The sequence below is a fragment of the Acetobacter lambici genome, from assembly GCF_011516885.1.
GTDB lineage: Bacteria > Pseudomonadota > Alphaproteobacteria > Acetobacterales > Acetobacteraceae > Acetobacter > Acetobacter lambici.
This window is the reverse complement of sequence record NZ_WOTD01000002.1, coordinates 41,741-68,323: the sequence shown is the minus strand read 5'-3', so window position 1 is coordinate 68,323 and position 26,583 is coordinate 41,741. Positions and strand designations below refer to the sequence as shown.

The following is a 26,583-nucleotide window of genomic DNA, read 5'->3' as shown; positions in this document are numbered from 1 at the left end:
TTCAATGTGCAGGCAAGCAGCGGAACACTAGAGATAAATTCAGAAAAAGATACTGGCAATCCATACCCTGCCGCGCGGCGCCAGACCGCGCACCACCGCATATGCTATATTATTCACCCACAACACAGTATGCTGCGCGCTAGACCTAAAGAGCGCTCTTTACAAAACCATTGGAAAGACACATCGCGCATGCCCAATACGCCTCCATCTTCGTTAGTGCCCGCCCACCAGCGTTGCGGCCTTATCAAGGCCAGCCAACGCTCAAAGCGGGGACAGGAAATGGCGCGCAGTCTTCTTGCGCTCTTTATTGTGGGCGTCGCACTTTACACCGTGCAGGGCTTTCTGCCCGCTCTGGCTTGGGGGGGCGTTTTTGCCATTGCCACATGGCCGCTCTACAGCCGCGCATGCCGTATGTGGCCAAACGCTGCGCGCGGCACGCTGCTCCCCCTGCTGTTTACAGCGGTCATGGCGCTGCTCTTTGTCATACCCCTGACCCTATTGACCCTCGAAGCAATTGGGGAAGCCCAGAGTGCGCTGGAATGGCTGGACCATGCCCGCAAATTTGGCGTGCCCGTACCCGATGTTATCCAGCATTTACCAATAGGCTCCGCGAGTATTGCGCATTTATGGGAAACGCACCTGTCCAACCCGCGCGACGTCTCGGGCCTGCTGGGAGCGCTGGATAGCAAGGGCGTTATGGTCACACGGGCACTGGGCAGCCAGATAGCGCACCGGGGCACACTGTTCTGCTTTTCCATTCTCACACTGTTTTTTCTGTATAAAGACGGTGTTTCCGTTATTCGCCAGTGCCGCGTTGCCTCCTGCCGGGCCTTTGGCCGCAGGGGCGAAAGTATTGCCCGCCAGATTGTCGCCTCCATTCACGGTTCCGTGCAGGGGCTTGTGCTGGTGGGTATTGGTGAGGGCGTCTTAATGGGGATTGTCTATCTGTTTGCCCATGCGCCACACCCTGCCCTGTTTGGCGTGATTACGGCTGTGGCCGCGATGATCCCTTTTTGCGCCATGATCGCAATTGGTCTGGTCTCGCTTCTGATTTTGATCTCGGGCGCGTCCGTGGCGGCTATTGTAACATTCTGCATTGGGGCCACGGTAATTTTTGTAGCCGATCACTTTGTGCGCCCGACCCTGATCGGCGGCACAACAAAACTGCCGTTCCTGTGGGTACTGCTTGGTATTTTAGGTGGTGCGGAAATGTGGGGGCTGATCGGCCTGTTTATTGGCCCGGCCGCAATGGCAGCACTCAACCTGATCTGGCGGCGCTGGGCATACGGAAATAATGCAGAAGTCTGAAAAGACTTTTGCATTTCCCCCCAAGGGTGGGGTTATTTAGCATTTTCATTTCGGAAAAAATATCGGGCAGGCGGGATTCGAACCCACGACCCCCAGTCCCCCAGACTGATGCGCTACCAGACTGCGCTACTGCCCGTTAAGTGTGGGTGGTGTTTAGCAATACCCCATGAAGAGCACAACCCACTCCACCCGTTTTTTTTAACTTTTTTATCAATCAGGCCAGAATCTTGCGCCGAATGGCCTCAAGCTCAACCAGCACATCGGCCAGATCCGAACGCAGGCGGACATTCTGCCCCATAACCTGCACCAGAGCCTGTTCCAAGCCTGCCTCAACCGCTGCTGGCAACTGGGCCACCACGGCTTCCACCTGCTCATAGTCAGCCACAACCGGCACATCATCACTCTCGGCGACCATGGCCTGTTCGGCCACGCCATTTTCTTCAATACCCGTATTTGCCGCAGGCTGGAGGGGGGCCGCCTCCGGCTCCGCATGCCCTTCCTGCAACAGGCGTTGCACACCTTTTACGGTATAACCCTGATTATAAAGCAGGTCTGCAATCCGGCTGAGCAGCACAAGATCGTCCGGCCGGTAGTACCGTCGACCGCCACCTCTTTTTAAGGGGCGAACCTGATGGAACTGTGTCTCCCACAAACGCAGGGTATACTGGGGAACATGCAGTTCATCCGCTACTTCACTAATGGTCCGGAATGCATGGGGGCCTTTTTCAATTCCCCCCGACTCCATAACATCCGCCCCTGTGTCAGGCATGTCATGCGCGAACTCACTGGGGGGGAATGTGCCATCAATCGTCATACTCGACTCCCGGCTCTGTCTCCTCATGGTTGACTTCGGCCCTCAGCAACTGGCTGGAACGAAACACCAGAACGGAGCGGGGAAGAATAGGCACTTCTTCCCCTGTTTTGGGGTTGCGCCCGCAGCGCTGCCCCTTTTTACGGACAGAGAACGTGCCAAAACCGCTGATTTTGACACTTTCGCCCCGTTCAAGCGCCTGCATGACCGTCTCCAGAACATCTTCTAGGAGCACAGACGACTCTTTACGAGACAACCCTACCTGCTGATAGATCTGCTCTATCAAAGATGCACGTGTGACAGTTTCCATGTGCAGAAAGGTAACACGCCTGTGCGGCGCGTCAATTCATTCACAATGATGTCACTTGTCTGTTATCGCCTGATTACAGGCGAACCAGCACCGAACCCCATGTCAGACCGCCGCCCAATGCTTCCATCAGCACCAGTTCGCCTTTCTGAATACGCCCGTCCCGCACGGCTTCATCCAATGCAAGCGGAATGGACGCCGCGGACGTGTTGGCGTGGCGGTCAACCGTCACAACTACACGTTCGGCTGGAAGCGCCAGCTTTTTGGCAACACCTTCAATAATGCGGATGTTGGCCTGATGCGGCACAAGCCAGTCCACATCCGCGTAGCTCAGCCCTTCGGCACTCAGAGCCTCATCAACGGAGGAGGAAAGCTTGGCAACGGCATGACGGAACACATCACGCCCGCTCATTTTCAGGTGGCCACTTTTTTCTGGCTGCCCCACTGCGCCATCCACGTACAACAGGTCCCCCGTTGTGCCATCGGAATGCAGATGAGTGGATAAAATCCCACGCCCGTCGGAGTCGTCCTGCGCTGCGGAGAGCACAACAGCGCCCGCGCCATCGCCAAACAGAACGCATGTGCCCCGGTCTTCCCAGTCCACAATACGGGAATAGACTTCGCTCCCGATAACCAGAGCGTTGCGCACCTGCCCGGAGCGGATAAAGGAATCCGCCGTTGCCAGAGCAAAAATAAAACCGGAACAGGCTGCGGCAATATCAAAACCAAAGCCGTGGGTCATGCCCAGAGCAGCCTGAATCCGCACGGCTGTTGCCGGGAATGCCTGATCGGGGGTGGACGTTGCTACCAGAACAACATCAATATCGCTCGCACTCAGGCCCGCGTAATCCAGCGCTCTGCGTGCAGCTTGCGCCCCCATGCTTGTTGCGCTGTCATCCGGGCCAGCAATATGGCGGCGGGTAATGCCTGTGCGGGTTCTGATCCAGTCATCCGATGTGGCAAGCCGGGTGGCCAGCTCTTCGTTCGTGACAACTCTTTCTGGCAGAAACCCACCAAAACCCACCAGAAGCGAACGTTTCGCCATGACCGTTCTTTCATTATCCGCCAGCGCAGGCAGCACAGGAGCTTGCGCACGCAATGCATTCGTCCCGTTTATTCAGGAAACCGGGAGGGCTGGTTCACATTCCTCATCTACCTGCGGGCGCATTAACAACGCCCCCATGTGAGAAAGACGCTCACGAATGCTTTCGTTAAAACCATGCGTGACCATATCCATGGCCACATCGACTGCGGCGGCAAAACCCTCGGCATCCGTGCCGCCATGGGATTTGACCACCACACCGTTCAGGCCCACAAAAACAGCGCCATTGTAACGGCGGGGGTCCAGCCATTCCTTCATCCGCTCCAGTCCGGGACGGACAAGCAGATAACCAAGGCGGGAGATGATCCCACGCTGGAAAACCTGACGCAAAAGGGTTGTGGCCATCTTGAGCACACCCTCGCCGGTTTTAAGAGCGACATTTCCGGTAAACCCGTCAGTTACAACCACGTCGGTGGTGCCTGCGGTAATATCATGCCCTTCCACAAAACCATGGAACTGGGCGGCAAGAGGACTTTCGCGCAGGGTTTCGGCCGCCACGCGCAGCTTTTCGTCCCCTTTGAGTTCTTCCGCGCCAATGTTGAGCAGCCCAATGGTCGGCGCGGGCAACCCTAGTACGGACTTGGCAAAGGCTTCGCCCATAACGGCAAATTCGACCAGATTACGCCAGTCGCATGCAACATTCGCACCCAGATCGAGCATGACCACATCGCCCTTGATCGTAGGGCTGATGGCCGCCATGGCCGGGCGGGAAATACCCGGCAGTGTTTTGATCACGATCTTGGCCAGCGCCAGCATGGCACCACTGTTACCGGCGGACACAACCCCCTGGGCGCGTCCACTGGCCACGGCGTCCATGGCAAGCCGCATGGAGGACTGACGCATCCGCAGCGCGGATGTTGGCTTCATGTCCATCGAGACAGACACATCCGTATGCCACACCGTGCATATGGACGCAGCCTTGGGATACTTCGCCAGCAAAGGGAGCAGGCGCGCTTCATCCCCGATCAGAAGCACCTTGATATTGCGGTGCCGTTCGGCGGCAACGGCAAGCCCGGCAACAACCACTTCTGGAGCCCCATCGCCCCCCATCCCGTCCACGGCGAGATTGAACACCTCGTTAGGGTCGGAAGGAAAACTTTCTGGAATCTCGGTCTTGCTCATGCCTGCTTCTCTGCCATGCCGCAGATGCCTTACCCCCATTACCCCGCGTGCGACGGATGCAGCACGCGTTCTCACGCCTGAAAAATCAGGCGCGAACGGCGACCTTGAGTGCCTTGCCGGCGGCAATCACTTCACGACCGTCGTAATGACCACAATGACTGCAGACATTGTGAGGACGCTTCAGTTCGCCACAGTTGGAGCATTCAGCATGAGCTTCTGCACGCAGAGCTTCATGGCTGCGACGCATGCCACGACGTGAAGGCGAGGTTTTCTTTTTGGGTACAGCCATAAGCCCAGCCCCTTCTCATAAAAATGGTTTGAACAACACGCCCGGTCACGCGTTAACGCAGCCAGACGACATAACAGGTTTAACACCAGCACTGAGCCGCGGCCTCTAGCAGACAGCAAGCGTTTTCGCAAGCAATCCTAAAAGAAAACCCCACACCCACACTTGGGCAATTACGCGTTTCCACCCCGCCAGCGGGCCAGACCAGCAAACGGACTGGCCTTTTTCTCTGGCTCTTCCTCAAGACCGTGCTGTTCCACCTCTTCCTCATCCATGATCAGGCCGGGAGGGAGAGCAACATCAGGCGCATGCGGATAGGGCTCCAGATCCAGTGCAAACTGCTCAACCACAGCCTCGCCCAGATCAACGTCCTGCCTCTCATACGGAATTTCATCAATCGCGTCCATATCGGGCGCGTCAGCTTCCACAAACTGGCTGGCGGGAACAAAGCGGATAACAAACGATCCCGCCATCATATCCTCAAACGCTTCCATGCTCACAACGCAGGTCTGCGTAAAACGGACGGCCATGGCGCCTTCGGCCGTAACAACGCCCCGTCCATTGTCCTTGAGCCGGTAGCGGCAGCGCAGCATGGCCACATCCTGCAAGCCCAGCCGCCTGGCTACTTTTTTACATTCGTCCGGCGTGGCTTCCACAGTCATATCCGTTCCCAGTATTCCGATTCGGCGCACGGCCAGAGGGCGAAAAAATTCTGGCTTTTCGGTCATGGAGGTCTCCTGAAGTAACGCTGAAACAAGCAGGCGGGACACGCTCGGGACAAAGCTTTCTGGTCACCGCATGAACAATCTACCACACAAGCGGAACTTTATGGAGTAATGACAATGCATGAAGCGCACAAAGCGTGCTCTTTTTGCCATTCAGCAATTGACGCCCCGCGAGTGTTGGGGCATCGGACAGAAATGGCCGTTGCCAGTTGGATGACGATCATGGATCACAATCTTACGTTTGGGACACCCTGACCAGATGACGCCGCCACGCAAGACCAAGACATCGCGCCTTAAAAGTGCCTGCGGGGCACTTGCCACTGTTCTTGTATTGTCTGGCTGTCAGGTTTTTGGCCCCACCCCCACGCCCAGAGGCTCCATTATCGAGCCTGAAGAATACAGCCAGCTTGAACCCGGCTCCAGCACCCGTGCGGACGCCATTGACCTTATGGGCTCCCCCACCACCAAGGGTGCGTTTGACGATAACATCTGGATTTACATTTCCATGACCACCCATCTGGTGCCCATGGATTTTCCCGGTGTGATCAAGCAGAACCTTGTTGTGCTCAAGTTCAACAATGCCGGCACACTGGAAAGCATGCGCACCCTCAGCCTCAAGGATGCCAAGCACGTTGCCATGATCAACGAGATCACGCCAACGCCGGGCACCAAGATCAATGCGCTCCAGCAGATTCTGGGGAATGTGGGCCGCTATAACCCCATGCAGAACATGATGGGTTCCGGGGCCGCTGGCGGACAGGGTGGCATGTTCAACAACAGTTCAGGCCCCGGTCACTTCGGGTCGGGTAACTCCCTGTAAAACAACACAGCCGGATGGGCAGACTGCCCTAGTTTGGCAGATATAGCCTTACCCGCAACCCGCCTTCAGGCGCGTTCTCCAACGCCATTTCGCCCCCATGCGCCCGAATGATGTCGCGCGCAATGGTCAGCCCCAGCCCCGTGCCGCCGCCCTGCCCGCTCTCAAACGCACGCAGCACATGCGCCCGGCGGTCTGGCGGAATGCCCGGTCCATCGTCATCCACCAGAATACTGACCCCCCCGGCAACGTGGCGCGCGCTCAGCACAACACTCGCGCCATGCCTGCGGGCGTTATCAAACAGGTTGCCCAATGCGCGGCGCATGGCATCTGGTCGCATATGTGCGTGCAGCCCCGGCTCCACCACAAGTGCGCGAACATGCACACTGGCCCGTCGCGCGGCTGCCACCACATCCTCCAGAAAAGGCAGCATTTCAACCTTTTGCACGCTCTCCGACCCTTCCCCCCGTGCGAAGGAAAGGTAGCTGTCGATCATGTGTTCCATCTCGGCAATATCACCGATCATCTCGTCCAGATCTTCGGTCATGCCTTTGGCGCATATGGCCCCTTCACGGGGCATCATGGCCAAAGACAGGCGCAGGCGGGTCAGTGGGGTGCGCAGATCATGCGAAACACCCGCCAGAACGCCCGTACGTTGCGCCACAAAGCGGGTTATCCTGTCCTGCATGCGGTTGAAGGCTACAGCAGCCTTACGCACCTCCTGCGCGCCTGCGGGGCGTATGGGGCCAATATCGCGCCCCATGCCAAACTGTTCCGCCGCCTGAGCCAACTGGCGGATGGCCCGCACCTGATTGCGCATGAACAGCCCCGCGATAATGAACAACAGCAGAGTGCTGCCTACAGTCCACGCGACAAACAGCCAGATCTGCCCCATATCCAGCCGTTTTCTGGGTGTATCAATTTCCAGCACCCCATCCGGGAGCTGAATGTAAATCCGTACCGTATGATGAAAATGCCGCCATTTGACAAAAAACGGATAATCAATGCCCTCATGCAGGGCATGCACAAGGTCATCATCCATGGGGCCCAGAACATGGGTGGAGCCAACGCGGGCGAGTTTTTCTCCCGGTCGCCAGATTTCTATAAGCTGTAGCTGCTCACGGGCCTGTGCAACAAACCACTCCTTATCCGCCGGGTTTTTCAGCCGTTCCAGCGCATTGAGGGACAGAACAATTTCCGCCGTAACAGAGCCCGTAAGCCGCCGGGATACGACTTTGAGAAAATTGCCGTAATACAGTTCAAGCGCGATTCCCTGCGTGATCAGCAGTGGAAAGAGAACAATCAGCAAGGACCGTCCCAACAGGGAGCGGGGCAGTACACGCCTGACCGATTTTTCCATCTTGAGTGAGGTCCACCCCCCACGCGGAAAAAGGCGAAAACCCTTGCGGCCGGTCATACGCCCTACAGACCCGGCTTGAGCACGTACCCTCGGCCCCGCACCGTATGCAAAAAGCGCGGCTCACGCGGGTCTGGCTCTATGCAGCGGCGCAGGCGCGTAACCTGCACATCCACCGCGCGCTCGCCAATTTCGGTCATGTCCATGGCCTTGGCAATGTCCTCACGCGTGAAGGTCTCGTTGGGTCTACGCGCCAGAACGCACAGCAGAGCAGCCTCCCCCCCGGTCAGGTGGATGTTGCCATCCGGCCCGCTCAGCAGCAGCCTGACCGGGTCGAACTCCTTGTCCCCCAGCCTGACAATCCGCAGGTTATCCGTGGGCGGCGGAGGCTGGTGCCGCCTGAGATGCGCCTTGAGCCGCAACAGCAGTTCTCGCGGTTCAAACGGTTTACCCAGATAATCATCCGCCCCTGCTTCCAGCCCGGTAATACGGTCTTCTGGTTCGCCCCGCGCGGTCAGGAGCAGAATGGGCAGGTCCTGCCCGGCATCGCGCAGGGCGCGGGTCAGGTCCAGACCGTTCTCTCCGGGCATGGTCACATCCAGCACAAGGGCGTCGGGCTGAATCCCTTCAAGCGTATGCCGCGCCTCCGTCGCATTGGCTGCAACGCTTACGCGGAACCCATGCTCAAACAGGTACCGCTGCAACAGGCGGCGCAGGCGTGGGTCGTCATCCACCACCATAACATGGGACGCAACGTCCCCTTCGGTGGTTGTTATCTGCTCAGACATGTTAACGCCCTTCCCTGCGGCCTACGCTCTCTTCCGTGAGCAAGGCACGACTATGCTCGGACAGCATACCACTTATAACACGCCGGAAGCCTTCCACCGCAGTTCCCCCTGCCTCCCGGTAGGCAGCGACCAGCCTTTGGCGGATCACCGCAAAAAGCCGGGCTTCCGCCGCTTTGCCCGTTGGGCTTAAAAACAGCAGCTTCTGCCTTCTGTCCTGCCGTCCGGTCCGGCTCTCCAGATAGGCCCGCCCATCCAGTTCTTGCAATGTGCGCCCCAGACTCTGCTTGGTCACACCCAGAATGTCCTGCAACCGGCTGACGGGAATACCGGGGCTAAAGGCCAGAACCTGCAACACGCGATAATGCGCGCGACCAAGGCCATCTTCCTCCAGCACGGGGGCTACGGCCTCGGCCATATCCCGCGCGGCCAGGAACATGAGTGTTTGCGCCAGTCGCAGGCTTTCCTCGCGCAAAAAAAGCAGATCGGAGCCCGCGCGCTCGTGGGGCGGTGGCATGGCCATCCGCGCGCCTATCCTTTGGCGGGGGCTGGTGTGGCAACGGGTGCGCCAAAACGGGCCTTAAGGCGGCCTATGCGCAGCACATCGGCCAACCGCCGGTCAACAAACGCCTCCAACCCGGCCTGATCCCCCCCCCGGCTGAGCCAATACAGGAAGACCGAGGCATACACCGCCCCCAAAGTCAGCCTTTTGCTGACATAGGTCAGACCCGTCGCGTCATCCTGCGCGGCCTGCCATATGGCGTTGACCGTACGCACCCATGCGCGCCTGAAAGCTTTTTGCCCCTTGCAGGACAAAAAGACTTTCATGCCCCGCAATGCCGCAGCCCGTCGTGGCCCATCAACGGGCAGGCGCAGCAGAATAGCCTGACGCACCCGCCTGCTCAGCCTTGGCTCGGGCGTGTCCCGCATGGCGTCCACCATGGTGCGGTCACACAGGTCGGACCATGCCTCCACCATCTCCACCACCCCTGCGGGAAAAAGGAGGTCCGCATTTGGCCCCGCCACGGAACGGAGTGTTGCCATGCTCCACCCACACTCCCCCGCAACTGCGGCCAGCTTGCGCAGGGCATCGTCCCGGTCCGTATCGCGCTCCATGGGGGCAGGCATAACGCCTGCTGCCAGCGTTGCCACAGCCAGAGAGAGTGCCTGTTCCATTTTACCCGGCAGCATGCTCATGCCTTTACCCCATACCGTGTTATTTCCGCCTCAAAACCAAAGCGGGCCATATCCGTCATACGCATGGGATAGAGGATTCCGTCCAGATGATCCATTTCATGCTGCATGACATTGGCACAGAACCCCGAGGCCACACCTTCCACCCGTGCGCCGTGCTCATCCCACCCACTATAGCGCACACGGCGATAACGCGGCACCTCCCCCCGGAATCCGGGAATGGACAGGCAGCCTTCAAGGCGTTGCATCATATCCGGGCCATCTGGCTCCAATATGGGGTTGATCAGCGCCTGCACGGGGCGTGGTGGATCATCCTCCCCCTCGCTGCGTGCGGGCGGCACCGAGTAGAGGAACAGCCTGAGGGGCACATGCACCTGAGGTGCCGCTAGACCCACACCGCCACTTTCGGTCAGGGTTTCTCGCATATTCTGCAACAGATCCCTGATATGGAGAGCGCTTACATCCTCCACCTCAACCGCACGTTGCAGCAGAACCGGGTGGCCCATCCGGGCTATGGCTAGAACCGACATGCTTTTGTTGTCCTGTTTTTTTGCACAACCACAATAAAACACACGGAAGTGCGGGTCTGATACGCAAGAACGAATTGTATCTTGTCTTAAGGCCGTGTTATAGAGACCGCCAACAGTGGAATCGGCAGCCCGGAAGGGTAACGCGGATCTCCTTCCTTAATGGCTTCCCAAAAACCGGTTTACCGGATTTTTTTTGAACAGGGGTTAGTGACCAAGTGCACGTTCTAGTCCGTGACAACAATGTCGATCAGGCTCTTAAAGCGCTCAAGAAAAAAATGCAGCGCGAAGGCATCTTCCGTGAAATGAAACTGCGTCGGCACTTTGAAAAGCCGTCCGAACGCAAAGCGCGTGAAGCGGCAGAAGCCGTACGTCGCGCACGCAAAATGGAACGGAAGCGTCTGGAACGCGAAGGCTTCTAAGCCAGCCTCCTCCTGTTTTGCAGGCATAAAAGGTCGGTCACCCTTGGGTACCGGCCTTTTTGTTTGTCTTGATGGCACGGTGCGGGAGCCCCCGTCTCCACCGGATTATCAGGCACAAAAAAGCCGCCTCACATTTACGTGGGCGGCTTTTTTGTTGCGTATGTGCAGGTCCTAGCTGTTCTGGAGCTTGTCCAGTTCGCGCACAATGGCCTCGCCCATAACAGACGTACCAACGCGGGCCATGCCTTCGGCCATAATGTCCGCCGTACGCAGGCCACTGGCCAGCACGTTGGAGACAGCCTGCTCGATCATATCCGCCTCCGACTGCAGGTTCAGCGAATAACGCAGCAACATGGCAAAGGAGAGGATCTGGGCAATCGGGTTGGCAATGCCCTGCCCGGCAATGTCGGGCGCACTACCATGAATGGGTTCGTACAGTGCCGGGCGGCGGCCATCGGCCTGTTCCGCACCCAGCGTGGCGGAGGGGAGCATGCCAAGGCTACCCGTCAGCGTGGAGGCAAGGTCGGACAGAATATCGCCAAACAGGTTGCCCGTTACCAGCACGTCAAACTGGCGCGGGTTCCGCACCAACTGCATGGCGCAGTTATCGGCCAGCATGTGGGAAAGTTCGACGTCAGGGAAGTCACGGGCGTGCACATCGGTCACGACCTCTTTCCACAGCAGTCCGCTTTCCATCACGTTGCATTTTTCCACCGAACACACGCGGTTGTCACGCTTACGGGCCAGATCGAACGCAACGCGGGCAACGCGCTGGATTTCCGACGTGGTGTACACTTCGGTGTTAATGCCGCGCTTGGAACCATCGGGCAGGGTTTCAATCCCGCGCGGGTCGCCAAAATAAATGCCGCCCACTGTCTCACGCACGATCATAATATCCAGACCGCGCACAACATCGGGCTTGAGTGTGCTGCTATCCACCAGTGCGTCAAACACCTTGGCAGGGCGCAGGTTGGCAAAGAGCCCCAGTTCCTGACGCAGCTTGAGAATGGCAACCTCGGGGCGCTTGTCAAAGCTGACATGCCCCCACTTGGGGTCCCCCACCGAACCGAACAGAACGGCATCGGCCGCCCATGCCTTCTCGATCACCTCATCACGGATCGGCACGCCATATTCCGCCAGAGATGCACCACCAACCAGATCTTCGGTCAGTTCAAATGTCAGGCCGCGCTTTTTTTCCAGCCATGCAATAATGCGGCCGACTTCACGCACAACTTCCGGGCCAATGCCATCTCCGGGCAGGACAAGGAGTTTAACGGGCTGCTTGGGGTCTGTCATGGCGGTGCTCCGTATGGGTCTGTTCAATCAAAATGAATGGTGGGCAGCCAGGATTTGGCCTGATCCTGCCGTTTTTCATACGTTGTAATATTGGCTTCGTGCTTAAGGGTCTGGCCGATATCATCCAGCCCTTCGAGCAGCAGATGCTTGCGGAACGCATCAATCTCGAACGGCACTTCCTCCCCATTGGGGCGAATAACAACCTGGCGCGGCAGGTCCACCGTCAGGCGGGCATTGCTACCCATCTGGGCGTCACCCATCAGCTCATCACAGATCTCACGCGGGAGACGGATGGGCAGGATGCCGTTCTTGAAGCAGTTGTTAAAGAAAATATCGGCAAAAGATGGCGCGATCACGCAGCGGATACCAAAATCCAGCAACGCCCAAGGCGCATGCTCACGCGAGGAGCCACAGCCCAGATTGTCATACGTGACCAGAATTTCGGCTTTGCGCCAAGGCTGCTGGTTAAGCACAAAATCCGGATTTTCCGTACCATCAGGCAGGTAACGCATGGCATCAAACGCATGCTTGCCAAGACCCGTGCGCTGCGTGGTTTTCAAAAACCGGGCAGGAATGATCTTGTCCGTATCAATGTTGGCCTCTGGCAGGGCCGCAGCGATAGCGGAGAGCGTGACGAACTTTTCCATTATGCCAGTTCCCTCACATCGGTCAGGCAGCCCGTGACTGCCGCTGCGGCCGCCATGGCGGGGGAGAGCAGATGCGTGCGCCCACCCGGCCCCTGCCGCCCTTCAAAATTACGGTTGGAGGTGGATGCGCAGCGCTGGCCGGGGGTCAGCCGGTCGGGGTTCATGCCAAGGCACATGGAGCACCCGGCCTCGCGCCATTCAAACCCGGCATCCAGAAAAATACGGTCCAGCCCTTCTTCCTCGGCCTGGCGTTTGACGTTGCCCGAACCGGGCACGATCATGGCGCGCACACCGGGGGCGACCTTGCGGCCCGCGGCAATCTGGGCCGCCATACGCAGGTCTTCAATCCGGCTGTTGGTGCACGAACCAATGAACACCACATCCACGGGTGTTCCGGCAATTTTCTGCCCGGCGGTCAGGCCCATATAATCCAGCATGCGCTGCATCTGGGCCTTTACGCCCTCGTCCGTCTGCTGTGCGGGGTCTGGCACGGTATCGGTAATGGCTAGAACTGTTTCAGGGCTGGTGCCCCATGTCAGCGTTGGGCCGATGTCCTCAGCCCGCAGCGTCACTTCGCGGTCAAAATGCGCGCCTCCATCTGTGGCAAGGCTCTTCCAGTATGCCACGGCCTGCTCAAACCCTTCGCCCTTGGGGGCAAACGGGCGATTGCGAACATACTCGAACGTGGTTTCGTCCGGGGCCACCAGCCCTGCGCGGGCACCGGCCTCGATCGCCATGTTGCAGATGGTCATACGGCCAGCCATGTCCAACCCACGAATGGCCGAACCGGCAAACTCGATCACATGGCCCGTGCCACCGGCAGTGCCAATATGGCCGATAATGGCCAGCATGATGTCCTTGGCGGAAACACCAGCACCGGGTGTTCCTTCCACGTTCACGCGCATGTTTTTGGCCGGGCGTTGCAGAATGGTCTGCGTGGCCATGACATGCTCGACCTCGGACGTGCCAATACCAAACGCCAGCGACCCCAGCGCGCCATGCGTGGAAGTATGCGAGTCACCACACACAATGGTCATACCCGGCAGGGAAATGCCCTGCTCTGGCCCGACCACATGCACGATACCCTGATTGGCCGACAGAAGCGGAAAATAGGGAACGCCAAATTCCTTGACGTTGCGTTCCAGCGTTTCGATCTGGTTGCGGCTGTCCGCTTCCTCAATCGGCTGGCTCCGGTCGGATGTGGGCACGTTATGGTCCACAACGGCCACGGTCCTGTCCGGGTGGCGCAGTTTGCGCCCTGCCAGACGCAGGCCTTCAAATGCCTGCGGACTGGTCACCTCATGTACGAGGTGGCGGTCGATATAAAGAATGGAGGTGCCGTCCGGAAGGGTTTCCACGACATGATCGTCCCAGATCTTGTCGAACAACGTACGCGCAGCCATGCGCATCCTCCTTAACTTTATATCCGTGCGAACAGCATGGAATATCCGCTGCCCACACCCTGTTTTATCACAAAGACCCGACTGGCCGGGGGCCAGTCGGGTTCACACAAGCCATATCTGGCGTCGTGCCCAAAAGCCCTGTGGCTTTTAGCCTGCTGCTGCCGGAGCAACAACTTCACGCGGGCGTTCTGCAATACGGGCAGACTTACCGCTACGACCACGCAGGTAATACAGCTTTGCGCGACGCACTTTACCACGACGCACGACCTTGATTTCGGCCACGGTCGGGGCGTACAGCGGGAACACACGTTCCACGCCTTCACCGTTGGAGATCTTACGCACGGTAAAGTTGCTGTTCAGGCCCTTGTTGGAGCGGGCAATCACAACACCTTCGAATGCCTGAAGACGAACGCGTTCGCCTTCCTTGACCTGCACGGAAACACGCACGGTGTCACCGGCATCAAATACGGGCACTGCGCGTGCTGCTGTCAGACGTTCAATTTCTGCAGCTTCGTACTGCTGGATAATGTTCATGTCGGTATCCTTCTCAAACCCCTAGGTCTGCCTGTGCGGCCCCGCCCACAGCTGCAGCCCTGTTTCCATTTTTGCGAGCCAGCCAGGCAGACCACAGATCCGGCCTTCTTTCCCGCGTTGTCTCTTCAGCCTTTGCCTGCCGCCACTGTGCTATGGCGGCATGGTTACCCGAAAGCAGAACTTCGGGCACCTCATGCCCCTCCCACACGGCCGGACGGGTATAATGTGGATATTCAAGCAGCCCGTCGGAAAAACTTTCCTCCACGCCGCTCAACTCACTCCCCATTACACCGGGGAGCAGACGAACACACGCATCCAGCAGAACCAGAGCCGCAGTCTCTCCACCTGAAAGGACATAATCCCCGATGGAAACCTGCTCGACACCCCGTGCCTGCAAAAAGCGTTCGTCCACCCCTTCAAACCGACCACATAGCAGCATAACACCCGGCCCCGCGGCATAACGCCGCACATCAGCCTGTGTAAGCGGACGCCCCCGTGGTGTAAGATACACACACGGTATGTTGGCCTCCGCTGCTGTTGCGGCAAGTGCCGCATCTGCCACGTCCGGGCGGATAACCATGCCAGCGCCCCCGCCAAACGGCGTATCATCCACAGCACGATGGCGGCCCAGACCGTGCTCTCGCAGGTCTTCGGTACGGCATTCCCACACTCCGTTCTCCAGCGCGCGCCCCGCAAGGGACTGCCCCAAAGGCCCGGGAAACATATCCGGAAAGAGTGTAACAACGGTGGCTTTCCAGCTCATGCTGGCACCCCCGTCTGCCGTTTGCCAACGCCACGCCCTTCTTCCCCCGAGACTTCCTCGGGGCGAACAATGGTTATGGTCCGCTCGTCCAGCTTTACTTCCGGCACGCAGGCCTTTGTAAAGGGAACCAGTGAGCCATCGCCCAGCTCAAGGCTGGCGCCAGCACCGTAATCGTGCACCATGATGACACGCCCCAGAGAAAGACCTTTTTCGAACGCCTCCATACCGATCAGATCGGCATGGTAGAATTCTTCTTCCTCTGGCTCCGGCAGGCTGGAGCGCGGCACGTACAGGCGGGTGTTCACCAACGCCTGTGCCGCAGTCCGGTCCGCCAAAGGCTTGCCATTTGCGTCTTTAATCTCGGCAACGCCATCCGCACCGCACCAACGCAAGGACCATTTACGCCCCTGCGCATCCTGCAGAACCGCGTAATCCTCCAATGTTGCAGCATCCGCCGCGTAGGAATGCACGCGCACAAGGCCGCGCACTCCATGCGGTTTACCCACAACACCAATCAGGATCAGGTCAGGCTGCATGGCTGGCTCGGCTTAGCTCAAGCTGCGGCTTCTGCTGCTTTGGCGGCAGCGGCTGCACGTTCCTGCGCCTTCTTCTTCGGAGCAGACTGCTTGGGCTGCTCGTTGAAGCTCGGCTTGGCGATCAGACCAGCGTTACCAAGGAAGCGGGCAACACGATCGGTCGGCTGCGCACCCTGGGAGAGCCAGTGCGTGATACGTTCGCTGACCAGACGCACGCGTTCAGCATGGTCGGACGGCAGCATGGGGTTATAGGCACCCACTTTTTCAATAAAACGGCCATCGCGCGGGCTGCGGCTGTCTGCCACAACAATGTGGTAGTAAGGACGCTTCTTGGCACCAGCGCGGGCAAGACGAATTTTAACACTCATTCGGAATACTCCAGACCGAAAAACAAAACCCGGAAAACTTAGGCAGAAACAGGCCGCATTAGCGGAAGGGAGAACCACCGGGGCCACCCGGCGGACCTCCACCCATTCCCTTAGGCATGAGCGCAGACATTCCCTGGCGCATGAGACCTTTCACGCCCAGTTTGTTAAAACGCTTCATCATGGTGGACATCATGTCGAACTGCTTGAGCAGTTTATTGATGTCCTGAACTGTTGTTCCCGACCCTGCGGCAATACGTTTTTTGCGCGAGGCCTTGATAATCCCCGGCGCACGGCGTTCGCCACGGGTCATGGAACCGATAATGGCCAGATGCTTCTTAAGGACGGACGTATCAAGGTCCTTGTCCCCCAGCGCTTCCTTGACCTTACCCATACCCGGCAACATTCCCAGAATACCGGAAATGGAACCAAGCTTGTTGATCTGGCGGATCTGGGATGCGTAGTCATCCAGATCGAACTTGCCAGCCATCATACGTTGGGCCAGACGCTCGCCTTCCTCGTGGTCAAGCGTATCGGCTGCTTTTTCCACAAGACCGGCAATATCGCCCAGACCCAGAATACGGCCTGCCACACGCTCGGGATGGAACTCATCCAGCGCGTCCAGCTTTTCGCCCGAACCGGTCAGCTTGATGGGCGCGCCGGTAATGGCCTTCATGGACAGGGCCGCGCCACCGCGCGCATCACCATCCATACGGGTCATGACCACACCGGTCACGCCCACGGCCTCGTTAAACGCCTTGGCGGTGTTGACCGCGTCCTGCCCGGTCATGGCGTCCACGACCAGCAGCGTTTCCGCCGGGTGTGTGACGTCCCTGATCTGGCGGACTTCCTCCATCAGCGCTTCGTCAATAGACAGACGACCCGCTGTATCGAGGATGACAACGTCATACCCTTCCCTGCGACCGACATCGAGGGCGCGACGGGCGATTTCCACCGGCGTCTGCCCTGCGATAATGGGCAGGGAGGTCACACCCGCCTGCACGGCCAGTTGAGCCAACTGCAACTGGGCGGCGGGGCGCTGCGTATCGAGCGAGGCCAGCAGCACCTTTTTACGCTCACGCGTAGCAAGGCGCAGGGCCAGCTTGCCCGATGTGGTGGTTTTACCAGACCCCTGAAGCCCGACCATAAGGACCGGCACAGGGGGTATGGCGTTCAGGTTAAGGGGGGCAACGCCTGCACCGCCGAGTGCATCGATCAGCGCATCGTTAACAATTTTGGCGACAGCCTGACCGGGAGAAATGCTTTCCAGCACCTCCTGACCAACCGCGCGCTCCTTAACCTTGTTAACAAAGTCCTTAACAACGGGCAGCGCGACGTCCGCATCCAGCATGGCCAGACGGACTTCGCGCATCGCCTCCATCACATCGGCTTCGGACAGCGCGCCACGTTTGGCGAGACCATCAAAAACCCCGGAAAGCTTGCCTGAAAGAGCTTCGAACAAGTGCAACACACCCCATAACGAGACGCGTCACTGCGCGAACACTCGCGGAGTGGCGGTCCTGATTTGTAGCAGGGCTTACGGTAAGACCGGGCCCTGAGTCAAGGAACTTCTGGTTTTTACTTCTTCTGGCTATCCGAGGAAGTCTGCTGGGCGGGATGCTGCAACGCGCTCAGCTCGTTCAGCAGTTCATGAATGCGCTTCTGCCGCTGGCGCATCTGGGCAAGCTGGTCGGTGGTCAGCACGTCATGGATACGGCTGGCGGTCTGGAGGTGCCTTGCTTCACGCTCTGCACGCAGTGTGGCCATTTTCTGCTGCACCTGCGCAATTTTGTCCTGATCAAGCGGGCCGGGCGCACTCAGCAGGTCCTCGATCTGGGCATGCAGATTTTCAAACTCTTCCTGCGTGTCCTGCGCCTGATCCTGATCATGCGCTTCCTTAAGGATCGTCGCAATCTGGTTGCGCTGCTTGCGGGTCAGGTCCAGCCCGTCCAGCGCATTGCCTGCCGGGCCACCAAAGGTGGAGCCAACACCCATGCCGCCACCCCAGCCACCGGGACCACCCGGGCCACCCGGACCCGCCGCCTGAGCGGACAGACCAGAGAGAGAAAGCCCCGCGACCACTGCCGCAGCCAATATACCATTGCTGATCTTCATGACCTGATTACTCTCCTGCAAAAAAACGATACCGCTGTTTGATGTGACCAGAAAAACAGCAAAACTCCAAGTGCGCAAACACCCCCACCACCCCTGCGCGCAGGGCATTGGAGGGGCGGACACTCAGGTTTGATGCATTAACGCCTCAAACCGGGCGGCTGTTTCCAGTTCCATCTGCATACGGGCAATGCGATCCGTGACCTCGGTATCCTGTCCCCAGACCGCCATCTGCTCGCGCTCATCTACTGTGGCGCAGGCAACCAGTTCCTCCACCGCAGCACCACCAAGCAGCGCCAGCCCCAGCACCAGACTCCCCAGTGCAGGCACCGCAACCCCCAGCACGGCCAGTTGCGCGTTTGTCATGCCCTCCATAACACTCCGCAGGGCAGACAGGTCCTGAGCAGACTGGCAGATGGGCATAACCCCGAGCGTGGTCTGGAAGCTTACCCCGTAGGTTTTGCCAAGCCATGCCAGCCACGGGTCCCACAGGGTTGCCTGCTGGCGCGCCAGCCTGCCGCCAGCGCCATCGCGGTAACAGACCAGATCGCTGTTGGCGTAGGCCAGAAGGCTCTCCACCACACCATTCCGCGCTTGTGGAATACGCTCAAGCATGGACCCGGCAATACCGGTCAAGGGCAGGTCATCGGGGGTAAAATACCCATCAGCACTCTGCCCGGCGGCCTGCCATTCCGCCACCAGCGCCTCGGCCAGCGCGCGGGAGGGCGCGCATAGGGCGGTCTTGCCCGGCAGGCGCACGCTGCGCCCGTCCAGTTGCACGGCAAACCCACCTTCGTGCGGGACAAGCTCAACCTGCTTCCAAAAGCGCTTGCGCCCCGGTGGGGTGCGCTGGGGCATGTTAGTTACGCTTCCGCTCACCGGAACAGCCCCAGACCGTGCAGCATGTTCATGATTTTTTGCTCCTTGCTGGCTTTTTTGGCCACTGTGGTCGGGCTTGGGCCATCGGCTCCCTCACGCGCAGTGGCAAGGAGTGCTGCGCAGGACGAGCCCTCATCCCCTCCACCGCCAATGGTGATGCCAACGCGCCCGTCATCCGCGGCTGCCATGCTCACCTGCGGACTGTTCCATGGACCTGTTACGTGCAGGGAGGACGAGGCAGAAGCCCCACCCAGCAGCACCTGCGGAGCAAGCTGCATGTTGAGCTCATGCGTGGCCAGCGCCACTGTTCCCTGCCCGCGCAGGTGCAGAAAATCGCTCTCCAGACCGACCTGATCAATATGGGCCACGCCATCGGCAAACTGTGTATGCACGCCAAAGCAGCGGATGGGCATCTGCCCCTTGACCGGCACCTGCGGCCCAAGCAGACGGCGAATGAGTGCACCACCCACGCTGCCATCCACCACAGACGCACCAAGGTGCCCTGCAAGGGACGCGCTCCGGGCCTGAGCAGTATCCCCCTGCGCGGAGAGCGCACCCACAAGCTGGACCGTACCCTGCATATCTGGCGCTACGTGCATCCATGCCTGCACAACAGCCAAGGGCAGGAACACGGAGCGGGCCGATGCCTCAACCTGTGGCTGCGCGCCGGAGAGGTCATACACAAACCGCGCCACCTGCTGCTGGCCATTGCCTACGGCATGGATGGGGTCCAGTGCCAGACGGGCATTGGCCAGAGCAACGTGTGTTTGCACCTGCGACCAGGCCACACCCTGCCAGCTCATGGCCTGCACCTGCACGTCCGCCGCAAGTGTAAGGCCATGCAACACATCCGCCACGGTATGGTTTTTATACAGGAGTTGCGTTTTATCGCTCTCAACGTGGCCCGCTACGGTAAGCCCGGTCGCATCTGGCCATTGTGTGCCAAAGCTCAGATGGTCCAGCCTGCCCTGCACATCCAGCGCGGAATGGGCGGCACTGAGTGCTCCCTTGACCTGCACGGAGGAATTGCCCTGCGTAAGTGCCAGATCAACCGGGGCTTTGGCCTGTTCCTGCATAAGGGCTAGCTGGCCCAGGGTCGCTGCCGAGCCATTCATGCCTACCGGCTGATCACCCATCTGCCCGTCCACATGCAGGCTTATCGGGTCTGCTGGCGTGGGGGCATCCACGACAACACGGGTCAGGGCGGCCTGTGGTAGCCAGCGGCCCAGATCCACACGGCCTGTGCGCACATGCAGGCTTTGTACCTGCGGGGCATCGCCACTGCCACCCACGCTCAAATCAACCGAGAGGTTCTGCCCATCGGGCAGATTGGCATGGGGGAAAAAGACGTTCAGGTCCTGCAACTGCCCGACCGAGCCGCCCAGATGCAGGTCATACTTACGTTCGGCCTGTGGAGCGTTGATCACGCCATCCACATGGGCAAGACCTATGGAGTGCCCACCATTGTTCAGGCTCAGGCGCAGTTGCAGGGGCAGTTGCGCGCCAAGGGGCCAGAACGGACCTGTCTGCCCGGTCAGGCTGAAGCCTGCCGCCCCTTTCTGGCCCTGTATGTCCAGATTGGGGGCGGTGCCGTCCAGCCCGTGTATGGCCGCCTTGGTCAGACCAAACGTGCCTGAGTAATGGGTTAGTGCATCATCCCACACCACATTGGCCTGCAGGACCGTCAGGTCCGACACGCCCACATTCCAGTGCATGCGCGCAGCGGTGGTGGAGGTATTGGCCTCCGGCTCCGTGGCGGGCGGGGTCAGCAGCCAGTCAGCCCGACCATCGCTCAGGCGGCGCAGGGTTATTCTTGGAGCAATCACGCTTACATCACGAAAAGCAATGCGGTGGGAAAACAGTGGCATAATGGAAAGCCGCGCCCGCACCTGCCTGACCACCAGCGCGTCCGGGCCACCGTCCTCCACACCGGAGAGGCGCGCATCCTGCGCCTCCACCCATGGGAAGGGCAGCACCCACACATGCAGCGTGCCAATGCTCAGGTGCCGCCCCGTGCTTTGTTCCACGGCATCGCTCAGCCGGGTTTTAAGCCATGTTGCGTCCTGCGTTGCGGAAAAAATTGTCCCGCCACCCGCGACCACAGCCACAACACCCGCAAGCAGGCCAATTTTCCACTTTAACCGCATCTTCACATTCTCTCCCGCGCGAGGTCCGTTACCGCTCAACCGCCCTTGCGCGCAGGAGGGGGCGTTGTTCCGGGTGTAAAGCCCAGAGCGCGAAAGGTCTCACGCATATGGGGGGGCAGTTCAGCACTCACAACCAGCCGACCACCTGCGGGGTGTGGCATGTCCAACTCCCGCGCGTGCAGGTGCAACTGGTCTGTAAAGCCCGAAGGATGAGCTGTGGCCCCGCCATATTTGGGGTCTCCCAGAATGGGAGTGCCAAGGGATTCGCAATGCACGCGCAACTGGTGTGTGCGCCCCGTCAGTGGGGAAAGCCCAAGCCATGAGAACTTGCGCGCCGCCGAATCCAGCACCTCGTACACCGTGCGGGCGGACTGGGCGTCCTCATCCTTGCGGTCGGCGGCAACCGTAATGGCGCCGGGGCCAACCCCAAGGCGGGCGAGTGGCTGGTCAATCTCGCCCGAGAGCGGGTCTGGCCGGCCCACAACAACGGCCCAGTATGTTTTTTTTACGTCCCGCCCCCTAAAGGCCGCCGCAAGCTTGGCTGCAACACCGGGGGTTCTGGCCAGCAACAGCAGACCAGACGTATCGCGGTCGATCCGGTGGACCAGCCTTGGGCGTGGGTCTTCGGGGTTTTCACGCAGGCCATCGAGCATCATGTCCACATGGCGGGTGATGCCCGGACCACCCTGCACGGCAAGGCCGGAGGGTTTGTTGAGCACGATCAGGTGCTTGTCCTGATAGACGACCATGCGCTGGATTTCGCGCACAAGCTTGTCGTCCAGCGGGCGCGGCACATCGCGCGAGGGCTTGGCGGCCATGGGAATGGGCGGCACGCGCACACTCTGCCCCGGCTCCAGCCGGGTGGAAGCCTCCACCCGTTTGCCCTCAACGCGAATCTGGCCCGTACGGCACAGTTTTTGCAGCGCGCCCTGGGTCAGGTGCGGGTAATGGCGGCGGAAATAACGGTCGAGGCGGATGCCGGCCTCGTCCTCGCTCACGGTAAGATTGACAACACTCATGCGCTGATATTCACGACTGGCGCCGTTCCCGCAAGCGGGACCATGTTTCCAGCCTGTGTTTAACCTCCCGTTCGTAGCCTCTGGCCGTTGGATTATAAAAGGTCTGGCGGCGCATACCATCGGGGAAATAATTCTGCCCCGAGAAGCCTTCCTCCGCATCGTGGTCGTATTCGTACCCCTTGCCGTAGCCAATATCCTGCATCAGCCGCGTAGGCGCGTTCAGAATATGGGCGGGGGGAATAAGGCTGCCTGTGGCCTTGGCCGCGCGGCGGGCCGCCCCATACGCCTTGTATGCGGCGTTGGACTTGGGAGCCGTGGCCAGATGCACCACAAGCTGGGCCAGAGCCAGTTCCCCCTCGGGCGAGCCAAGCCGTTCGTATGTCTCCCACGCAGCTATGGCCAGCGGCAGCGCGTTGGGGTCGGCCATGCCCACATCCTCGGTGGCAAAGCGGGTCAGGCGGCGGGCCAGATAACGCGGGTCCTCGCCCCCTTCCAGCATCCGCGCAAACCAGTACAACGCTGCATCGGGGTCCGAGCCACGGAGCGATTTGTGGAGTGCGGAAATAAGGTTGTAGTGCTCCTCGCGGTCCCGGTCGTACAGAGTGGCCCTTTTGGCCAGCAGCCGGGCCAGAGCCTGTGCATCCAGTGGTTTGGTGTTTTTCAGGCTCAGCACCTGTTCCACCATGTTCAGCAGGTAACGCCCATCTCCATCCGCCATGGCGCGCAGGGTGGCGCGGCCGTCCTCCGTTAGGGGTAGAGGGTGGCCTGTCTCCTCCTCCGCGCGGACCAGAAGGGCCTCAAGGGCAGGGTCATCGAGCCGGTTGAGCACCATGACCTGACAGCGTGAGAGCAGGGCCGAGTTCAGGGCAAAAGAGGGGTTTTCGGTCGTGGCCCCTACCAGCACAACGGTGCCATCCTCCACCACAGGCAAAAAACCATCCTGCTGGGCGCGGTTGAACCTATGAATTTCATCCACGAACAACAGCGTGCCCACGCCGCCAGCAGCCAGCTTACGGGCAGCATCAAACGCTTTTTTAAGGTCAGCCACCCCCGAGAACACAGCCGAAATCTGCATGAACCGCAGACCCGCAGCCTGTGCAAGCAGACGGGCGATGGTGGTTTTGCCCACCCCCGGCCCACCCCACAGGATCAGGCTGGGCAGGGTGCCCCGTTCGAGCATAAGGGTTAGTGTGCCCTCTGGCCCCAACAAATGCCCCTGCCCCACCACATCGGCCAGACAGGCCGGGCGCAGACGGTCAGCCAGTGGCTGGGTTGGGGCAGACCGCCCCCCCGCGCGCGCTGCGCCGTCCGCTGCCCCTGCGGCGGATGGTGGGGTTGCGCCAAACAGGTCATCCTCCGTCATGGCGCTGCGTGCCGTATGGTCATGGCGTTCATACCCTCGGTCTCAAACATCGGTCCTGTCTGGCTTTAATATCGCCATGCGTTGCGGGTTTTTCCAGTAGGCCCAAAACGGTTCCGCTATTCTTCAGGCTGGGCAGGCAGGTCGAACATGCTGGCCGGAATATCCGCCCCCGGATGCACGTCAAACAGGGTGACCCGTGTCTCCCGCCCCTGTGCGTCCAGCACACTCCATGAGCGCAGGGCCAATGGGGTTTCGTAAAAAACCAGTGTCAGGCTTCCATCTCCGGGGGAGGCATTACGCACAAGCCGCACGGCAACCAGACCGGACTCGTGGCGGAACGCGGTGACCGTTACCCCGTCGGACAGGCTGACATGCGGGGCCAGCAAAAGCCCAAGTGGTGTGCGGTCCATGGGAATAACCGTGGTCTGGTCCAACTGGCTGTCACGGAACACCACCTTGCCCTGATTGGCCACCAGCAACAGCGGAGATGGCGGGTCATAGGCCAGACGCATCTGGCCGGGGCGCTTCATCCACACCTTGCCGGTTGTGCGCTTGCCCTCCGCATCAATCTGCTGGATGCGGGCTTCAAACGTGAGCGAACGGTTGAGTGCCTGCTCTATTTTGGCAACCCATGCCTGATCAGCCGCACTCAGGCGGGCGGGGACAACCGCGCTCGAGGCTGATGCTTCCGCCTCACCGGCAACATCCTGCGCGTGTGCCGCCCCCGCAAACAGGAGCAGACCAGCACATAACGGCGCAACAGCACGTAAAACTCTTTTCATGAACGGGGCTTCTCACTCTAGACCGCCAGCCAGAACCGCCAGCAAACAACGTAATACTCTCAAACCGCCAGCAGCCCGAGTGCCAGAGCCAGCGCAATGGTCAGTCCGATCTCGCGGTTGGTGCGGAACTGCGCAAGGCACAAGGCTGGCCGGGCCGGATCAACCGCCACAGTCTGCCGCCAGAACAGCACAGCGGGCAACAGCAGCGCGGGCCAGAACAGCACCCCCGCCCCTGCAAGCACGCCAGCACCCGCCAGCAGCACAACCGTAAGGGCGTAACACACGCCAATAAAACCGCGTGCGCGACCCGCCATAAGCCGCGAGGTGGATTTAACGCCTATGCGGGCATCATCCTCCATGTCCTGAAAACCGTAGATCGTATCAAACCCAAGCTGCCAGACAATCGTGGCGGCATAAAGGACGGCCTGCGCCCATGTCAGTTGCCCGGCTGCCGCCGCATACCCCATGGGAGCCCCAAACCCGAACGTAAACCCCATGACAAGCTGCGGCCACCACGTAAACCGCTTGGCCAGCGGGTAAAGGCCCACCAGCACCAAAGAGGAGACCCCCAGCACCCACGAGAGCACATTAAGCTGCACCAGCACGCCAAGCCCCATGGCCAGCAACAGAGCCAGAAAACCCGTGGCCTGCCGCATGCTCAACGCACCACAGGCCAGTGGCCGCCCCGCCGTGCGCACGACCTGCCGGTCAATGTCGCGGTCCCACATGTCGTTTACAACGCACCCCGCCGCACGCATGACCAGACTGCCAATACCAAACAGTACAATCAGCCTGACCCGCTCCAAGGGGGCCACGCCCTGCGGCAGCAGAATACCCCACACACCGGGCAGCCACAAAAGCCATGTGCCCACGGGCCGGTCCAGACGGGCCAGCAACGCATAAGCCTGCAAGGAGGGAGGGAGGCGGGCAATCCATCCCGTAACCCGGATGTCGGTATGGCTGATGGGGGGAGCAGACACGATTCTGATAAGGCCTTTAGTCAAAAATAACGGGCAGTCTTTGCGCCCCTCCCTATGCCACAAACTGCGGCGGACCATAACCACCCGCCCGCTCCTGCTTTGCAAAACAGGGTATTTCGTGCGTAAACCGGGCCTGTTCTTCCGTTACTTGAGCAGACGCACGAAAAATGACCGCCATGAATGGCCTCTCCCGCCTCCCCCGCCTGTATGTGGACCCCACCTTGCTCCCTGCCGCGCACGCAGGTGTCCCCTGCCCCATCCCCCCCGAGCAGGCCCGCTACCTTGGCACCGTCCTGCGCAAAAAAGCGGGAGATCAGGTGCGTGTGTTCCAAGCTGGCACAGGGGAGTGGCTGGCCAGTATTGCCGATCTGCGCAAGGACCGGGGCACTTTGGCACTTGAGCGCCAGACCCGCCCGCCACAGGCATGCCCCCCGCTCCGGCTGGCTTTTGCCCTGCTCAAGCGCGACGCCACCGATCTGGTCCTGCGCATGGGCACCGAACTGGGCGTGACCGAATTTTTGCCGCTTATAACCGAACGCACCAACACGCACCGCACCAACCCCGAGCGCCTGCACGCCATAGCCGTGGAAGCCTCCGAGCAGTGCGAGCGGCTGGACATTCCCACCATAGCCCCCGCGCAGACCCTGCCCGCGTTACTGGGGAACTGGCCGCAGCACACAACCCTGTTTGCCGCCATCGAGCGCTTAGACGCGCGTGATGGCGCACCCCCCGCCGCATTGCCACAGGTGCGCAAGGGGGACGGACTCCTGATCGGGCCGGAGGGCGGGTTGAGTGATGGCGAATGCCAGACCCTGCTCCACCGCCCTTTTGTTGCCCCAATTTCCCTTGGTTCACTGGTGTTGCGGGCCGATACGGCCGTGGTGGCGGGGCTTGCGCTGCTGGGCAATGGCTTGCGCTCTGCCCCGGTTTCATCACAATAAGGCAATTGCTCCTGTCTTGCTCCGCGACCGCAAGGCTGTTTTTGGGATACAGA

At 60.0% G+C, this 26,583-nt stretch carries 31 protein-coding genes and 1 tRNA gene; 4 read left to right on the top strand and 28 right to left on the bottom strand.

The features are described 5' to 3' along the window. The first annotated feature begins 189 nt into the window (after positions 1-189). A complete protein-coding gene (locus tag GOB86_RS02390; protein ID WP_165990784.1) occupies positions 190-1,308 on the top strand; it encodes an AI-2E family transporter in 1,119 nt (372 codons plus the stop codon). A gap of 62 nt (positions 1,309-1,370) precedes the next feature. Here the strand turns inward: GOB86_RS02390 and GOB86_RS02385 are convergent. The 7 genes from GOB86_RS02385 to GOB86_RS02355 all read right to left on the bottom strand — a co-directional run bounded on the left by GOB86_RS02385 (position 1,371) and on the right by GOB86_RS02355 (position 5,664). Continuing rightward, a tRNA-Pro gene (locus GOB86_RS02385) sits at positions 1,371-1,444 on the bottom strand. Positions 1,445-1,522: 78 nt separating this feature from the next. Beyond that, a complete protein-coding gene (locus GOB86_RS02380; RefSeq protein ID WP_165990867.1) occupies positions 1,523-2,077 on the bottom strand; it encodes a MerR family transcriptional regulator in 555 nt (184 codons plus the stop codon). Positions 2,078-2,111: 34 nt separating this feature from the next. Then, the gene (locus GOB86_RS02375) at positions 2,112-2,465 is read right to left on the bottom strand and encodes an integration host factor subunit alpha (RefSeq protein ID WP_264811541.1); all 354 of its coding nucleotides are present in this window, start codon (positions 2,463-2,465) and stop codon (positions 2,112-2,114) included. A 37-nt stretch (positions 2,466-2,502) separates the two neighbouring features. Continuing rightward, entirely contained in the window at positions 2,503-3,471 is a 969-nt protein-coding gene (locus tag GOB86_RS02370; RefSeq protein ID WP_165990783.1) for a beta-ketoacyl-ACP synthase III, read from the bottom strand. Between the two features lie 72 nt (positions 3,472-3,543). Next, the gene (gene plsX, locus GOB86_RS02365) at positions 3,544-4,650 is read right to left on the bottom strand and encodes a phosphate acyltransferase PlsX (protein ID WP_165990782.1); all 1,107 of its coding nucleotides are present in this window, start codon (positions 4,648-4,650) and stop codon (positions 3,544-3,546) included. Between the two features lie 85 nt (positions 4,651-4,735). After that, positions 4,736-4,939 carry a 50S ribosomal protein L32 gene (gene rpmF, locus GOB86_RS02360; protein ID WP_048852785.1) on the bottom strand — a complete coding sequence of 68 codons (204 nt, stop codon included), beginning with the start codon at positions 4,937-4,939 and terminating at the stop codon, positions 4,736-4,738. Positions 4,940-5,109: 170 nt separating this feature from the next. Next, positions 5,110-5,664, bottom strand: a complete 555-nt coding sequence (locus GOB86_RS02355; RefSeq protein WP_165990781.1) for a DUF177 domain-containing protein — start codon at positions 5,662-5,664, stop codon at positions 5,110-5,112. Between the two features lie 256 nt (positions 5,665-5,920). Here GOB86_RS02355 and GOB86_RS02350 point away from each other — a divergent pair, with 256 nt between their 5' ends. Further along, positions 5,921-6,481: an outer membrane protein assembly factor BamE gene (locus GOB86_RS02350; protein ID WP_165990780.1), complete on the top strand. Its 561-nt coding sequence runs from the start codon at positions 5,921-5,923 to the stop codon at positions 6,479-6,481. A 28-nt stretch (positions 6,482-6,509) separates the two neighbouring features. On the opposite strand, the gene GOB86_RS02345 is transcribed toward GOB86_RS02350, so the two are convergent. From GOB86_RS02345 to def, 5 genes are read right to left on the bottom strand one after another with little or no spacing between them, the layout of a single operon-like run. Next, a complete protein-coding gene (locus GOB86_RS02345; protein WP_242012432.1) occupies positions 6,510-7,895 on the bottom strand; it encodes an ATP-binding protein in 1,386 nt (461 codons plus the stop codon). A gap of 5 nt (positions 7,896-7,900) precedes the next feature. Beyond that, on the bottom strand, positions 7,901-8,623 hold the full coding sequence (locus GOB86_RS02340; RefSeq protein ID WP_165990779.1) for a response regulator: 723 nt from the start codon (positions 8,621-8,623) through the stop codon (positions 7,901-7,903). Between the two features lies 1 nt (position 8,624). Next, positions 8,625-9,137: a MarR family winged helix-turn-helix transcriptional regulator gene (locus GOB86_RS02335; protein ID WP_165990865.1), complete on the bottom strand. Its 513-nt coding sequence runs from the start codon at positions 9,135-9,137 to the stop codon at positions 8,625-8,627. A gap of 14 nt (positions 9,138-9,151) precedes the next feature. Further along, on the bottom strand, positions 9,152-9,817 hold the full coding sequence (locus GOB86_RS02330) for a ubiquinone biosynthesis protein COQ9 (RefSeq protein ID WP_165990778.1): 666 nt from the start codon (positions 9,815-9,817) through the stop codon (positions 9,152-9,154). Next, a complete protein-coding gene (def, locus tag GOB86_RS02325) occupies positions 9,814-10,344 on the bottom strand; it encodes a peptide deformylase (RefSeq protein WP_165990777.1) in 531 nt (176 codons plus the stop codon). Before def ends, GOB86_RS02330 begins: the two co-directional genes overlap by 4 nt. 215 nt (positions 10,345-10,559) lie before the next feature. Between def and rpsU the strand changes: the two genes are divergently transcribed. Then, positions 10,560-10,763, top strand: a complete 204-nt coding sequence (rpsU, locus tag GOB86_RS02320; protein ID WP_003623949.1) for a 30S ribosomal protein S21 — start codon at positions 10,560-10,562, stop codon at positions 10,761-10,763. 171 nt (positions 10,764-10,934) lie between these two features. Here rpsU and leuB read toward each other — a convergent pair whose 3' ends face one another. From leuB to GOB86_RS16330, 16 genes are all read right to left on the bottom strand, one after another. After that, on the bottom strand, positions 10,935-12,059 hold the full coding sequence (gene leuB / locus GOB86_RS02315; protein WP_165990776.1) for a 3-isopropylmalate dehydrogenase: 1,125 nt from the start codon (positions 12,057-12,059) through the stop codon (positions 10,935-10,937). Between the two features lie 23 nt (positions 12,060-12,082). Further along, positions 12,083-12,706, bottom strand: coding sequence for a 3-isopropylmalate dehydratase small subunit (gene leuD, locus GOB86_RS02310; protein WP_165990775.1), 624 nt, complete (start codon positions 12,704-12,706; stop codon positions 12,083-12,085). Then, on the bottom strand, positions 12,706-14,109 hold the full coding sequence (gene leuC, locus GOB86_RS02305; RefSeq protein ID WP_165990774.1) for a 3-isopropylmalate dehydratase large subunit: 1,404 nt from the start codon (positions 14,107-14,109) through the stop codon (positions 12,706-12,708). Before leuC ends, leuD begins: the two co-directional genes overlap by 1 nt. Positions 14,110-14,256: 147 nt before the next feature. Beyond that, positions 14,257-14,643 carry a 50S ribosomal protein L19 gene (gene rplS, locus GOB86_RS02300; RefSeq protein ID WP_086645479.1) on the bottom strand — a complete coding sequence of 129 codons (387 nt, stop codon included), beginning with the start codon at positions 14,641-14,643 and terminating at the stop codon, positions 14,257-14,259. 13 nt (positions 14,644-14,656) lie between these two features. Further along, positions 14,657-15,406, bottom strand: coding sequence for a tRNA (guanosine(37)-N1)-methyltransferase TrmD (trmD, locus tag GOB86_RS02295; RefSeq protein WP_165990773.1), 750 nt, complete (start codon positions 15,404-15,406; stop codon positions 14,657-14,659). Next, positions 15,403-15,942: a ribosome maturation factor RimM gene (gene rimM / locus GOB86_RS02290; protein ID WP_165990772.1), complete on the bottom strand. Its 540-nt coding sequence runs from the start codon at positions 15,940-15,942 to the stop codon at positions 15,403-15,405. Before rimM ends, trmD begins: the two co-directional genes overlap by 4 nt. Before the next feature lie 17 nt (positions 15,943-15,959). Further along, positions 15,960-16,310, bottom strand: a complete 351-nt coding sequence (rpsP, locus tag GOB86_RS02285) for a 30S ribosomal protein S16 (protein WP_165990771.1) — start codon at positions 16,308-16,310, stop codon at positions 15,960-15,962. Between the two features lie 58 nt (positions 16,311-16,368). Continuing rightward, positions 16,369-17,769 carry a signal recognition particle protein gene (ffh, locus tag GOB86_RS02280; protein WP_165990770.1) on the bottom strand — a complete coding sequence of 467 codons (1,401 nt, stop codon included), beginning with the start codon at positions 17,767-17,769 and terminating at the stop codon, positions 16,369-16,371. A 116-nt stretch (positions 17,770-17,885) separates the two neighbouring features. After that, a complete protein-coding gene (locus tag GOB86_RS02275; protein WP_165990769.1) occupies positions 17,886-18,422 on the bottom strand; it encodes a Spy/CpxP family protein refolding chaperone in 537 nt (178 codons plus the stop codon). Between the two features lie 123 nt (positions 18,423-18,545). Further along, the gene (locus tag GOB86_RS02270; protein WP_165990768.1) at positions 18,546-19,277 is read right to left on the bottom strand and encodes an ATP12 family protein; all 732 of its coding nucleotides are present in this window, start codon (positions 19,275-19,277) and stop codon (positions 18,546-18,548) included. 17 nt (positions 19,278-19,294) lie between these two features. Beyond that, a complete protein-coding gene (locus tag GOB86_RS02265) occupies positions 19,295-21,445 on the bottom strand; it encodes an AsmA family protein (RefSeq protein WP_165990864.1) in 2,151 nt (716 codons plus the stop codon). 35 nt (positions 21,446-21,480) lie between these two features. After that, positions 21,481-22,464, bottom strand: coding sequence for an RluA family pseudouridine synthase (locus GOB86_RS02260; RefSeq protein WP_165990767.1), 984 nt, complete (start codon positions 22,462-22,464; stop codon positions 21,481-21,483). A 10-nt stretch (positions 22,465-22,474) separates the two neighbouring features. Beyond that, positions 22,475-23,827: a replication-associated recombination protein A gene (locus GOB86_RS02255; protein WP_165990766.1), complete on the bottom strand. Its 1,353-nt coding sequence runs from the start codon at positions 23,825-23,827 to the stop codon at positions 22,475-22,477. A gap of 116 nt (positions 23,828-23,943) precedes the next feature. After that, positions 23,944-24,609, bottom strand: coding sequence for a LolA family protein (locus GOB86_RS02250; RefSeq protein WP_165990765.1), 666 nt, complete (start codon positions 24,607-24,609; stop codon positions 23,944-23,946). Positions 24,610-24,668: 59 nt separating this feature from the next. Next, positions 24,669-25,589 (bottom strand): 4-hydroxybenzoate octaprenyltransferase, encoded by a 921-nt coding sequence (gene ubiA / locus GOB86_RS02245; RefSeq protein WP_253543668.1) that lies wholly within the window; start codon positions 25,587-25,589, stop codon positions 24,669-24,671. 52 nt (positions 25,590-25,641) lie between these two features. Further along, positions 25,642-25,767, bottom strand: a complete 126-nt coding sequence (locus tag GOB86_RS16330; protein ID WP_277875431.1) for a hypothetical protein — start codon at positions 25,765-25,767, stop codon at positions 25,642-25,644. Between GOB86_RS16330 and GOB86_RS02240 the strand changes: the two genes are divergently transcribed. Then, complete coding sequence (locus GOB86_RS02240; protein WP_408737281.1) at positions 25,757-26,530, top strand: 16S rRNA (uracil(1498)-N(3))-methyltransferase; 774 nt, start codon at positions 25,757-25,759, stop codon at positions 26,528-26,530. The genes GOB86_RS16330 and GOB86_RS02240 overlap by 11 nt on opposite strands. Positions 26,531-26,583: the final 53 nt, after the last annotated feature.

Excerpts from the sequence above, each read along its gene's own strand:
- GOB86_RS02390 (WP_165990784.1), top strand. The coding sequence starts at position 190 with ATGCCCAATACGCCTCCATCTTCGTTAGTGCCCGCCCACCAGCGTTGC.
- GOB86_RS02380 (WP_165990867.1), bottom strand. The coding sequence starts at position 2,077 with ATGCCTGACACAGGGGCGGATGTTATGGAGTCGGGGGGAATTGAAAAA.
- GOB86_RS02370 (WP_165990783.1), bottom strand. The coding sequence starts at position 3,471 with ATGGCGAAACGTTCGCTTCTGGTGGGTTTTGGTGGGTTTCTGCCAGAA.
- plsX (WP_165990782.1), bottom strand. The coding sequence starts at position 4,650 with ATGAGCAAGACCGAGATTCCAGAAAGTTTTCCTTCCGACCCTAACGAG.
- rpmF (WP_048852785.1), bottom strand. The coding sequence starts at position 4,939 with ATGGCTGTACCCAAAAAGAAAACCTCGCCTTCACGTCGTGGCATGCGT.
- GOB86_RS02355 (WP_165990781.1), bottom strand. The coding sequence starts at position 5,664 with ATGACCGAAAAGCCAGAATTTTTTCGCCCTCTGGCCGTGCGCCGAATC.
- GOB86_RS02350 (WP_165990780.1), top strand. The coding sequence starts at position 5,921 with ATGACGCCGCCACGCAAGACCAAGACATCGCGCCTTAAAAGTGCCTGC.
- GOB86_RS02345 (WP_242012432.1), bottom strand. The coding sequence starts at position 7,895 with ATGACCGGCCGCAAGGGTTTTCGCCTTTTTCCGCGTGGGGGGTGGACC.
- GOB86_RS02340 (WP_165990779.1), bottom strand. The coding sequence starts at position 8,623 with ATGTCTGAGCAGATAACAACCACCGAAGGGGACGTTGCGTCCCATGTT.
- GOB86_RS02335 (WP_165990865.1), bottom strand. The coding sequence starts at position 9,137 with ATGCCACCGCCCCACGAGCGCGCGGGCTCCGATCTGCTTTTTTTGCGC.
- GOB86_RS02330 (WP_165990778.1), bottom strand. The coding sequence starts at position 9,817 with ATGAGCATGCTGCCGGGTAAAATGGAACAGGCACTCTCTCTGGCTGTG.
- def (WP_165990777.1), bottom strand. The coding sequence starts at position 10,344 with ATGTCGGTTCTAGCCATAGCCCGGATGGGCCACCCGGTTCTGCTGCAA.
- leuB (WP_165990776.1), bottom strand. The coding sequence starts at position 12,059 with ATGACAGACCCCAAGCAGCCCGTTAAACTCCTTGTCCTGCCCGGAGAT.
- leuD (WP_165990775.1), bottom strand. The coding sequence starts at position 12,706 with ATGGAAAAGTTCGTCACGCTCTCCGCTATCGCTGCGGCCCTGCCAGAG.
- leuC (WP_165990774.1), bottom strand. The coding sequence starts at position 14,109 with ATGGCTGCGCGTACGTTGTTCGACAAGATCTGGGACGATCATGTCGTG.
- rplS (WP_086645479.1), bottom strand. The coding sequence starts at position 14,643 with ATGAACATTATCCAGCAGTACGAAGCTGCAGAAATTGAACGTCTGACA.
- trmD (WP_165990773.1), bottom strand. The coding sequence starts at position 15,406 with ATGAGCTGGAAAGCCACCGTTGTTACACTCTTTCCGGATATGTTTCCC.
- rimM (WP_165990772.1), bottom strand. The coding sequence starts at position 15,942 with ATGCAGCCTGACCTGATCCTGATTGGTGTTGTGGGTAAACCGCATGGA.
- rpsP (WP_165990771.1), bottom strand. The coding sequence starts at position 16,310 with ATGAGTGTTAAAATTCGTCTTGCCCGCGCTGGTGCCAAGAAGCGTCCT.
- GOB86_RS02275 (WP_165990769.1), bottom strand. The coding sequence starts at position 18,422 with ATGAAGATCAGCAATGGTATATTGGCTGCGGCAGTGGTCGCGGGGCTT.
- GOB86_RS02270 (WP_165990768.1), bottom strand. The coding sequence starts at position 19,277 with ATGCCCCAGCGCACCCCACCGGGGCGCAAGCGCTTTTGGAAGCAGGTT.
- GOB86_RS02265 (WP_165990864.1), bottom strand. The coding sequence starts at position 21,445 with ATGCGGTTAAAGTGGAAAATTGGCCTGCTTGCGGGTGTTGTGGCTGTG.
- GOB86_RS02260 (WP_165990767.1), bottom strand. The coding sequence starts at position 22,464 with ATGAGTGTTGTCAATCTTACCGTGAGCGAGGACGAGGCCGGCATCCGC.
- GOB86_RS02255 (WP_165990766.1), bottom strand. The coding sequence starts at position 23,827 with ATGACGGAGGATGACCTGTTTGGCGCAACCCCACCATCCGCCGCAGGG.
- GOB86_RS02250 (WP_165990765.1), bottom strand. The coding sequence starts at position 24,609 with ATGAAAAGAGTTTTACGTGCTGTTGCGCCGTTATGTGCTGGTCTGCTC.
- GOB86_RS02240 (WP_408737281.1), top strand. The coding sequence starts at position 25,757 with ATGACCGCCATGAATGGCCTCTCCCGCCTCCCCCGCCTGTATGTGGAC.
- GOB86_RS16330 (WP_277875431.1), bottom strand. The coding sequence starts at position 25,767 with ATGGCGGTCATTTTTCGTGCGTCTGCTCAAGTAACGGAAGAACAGGCC.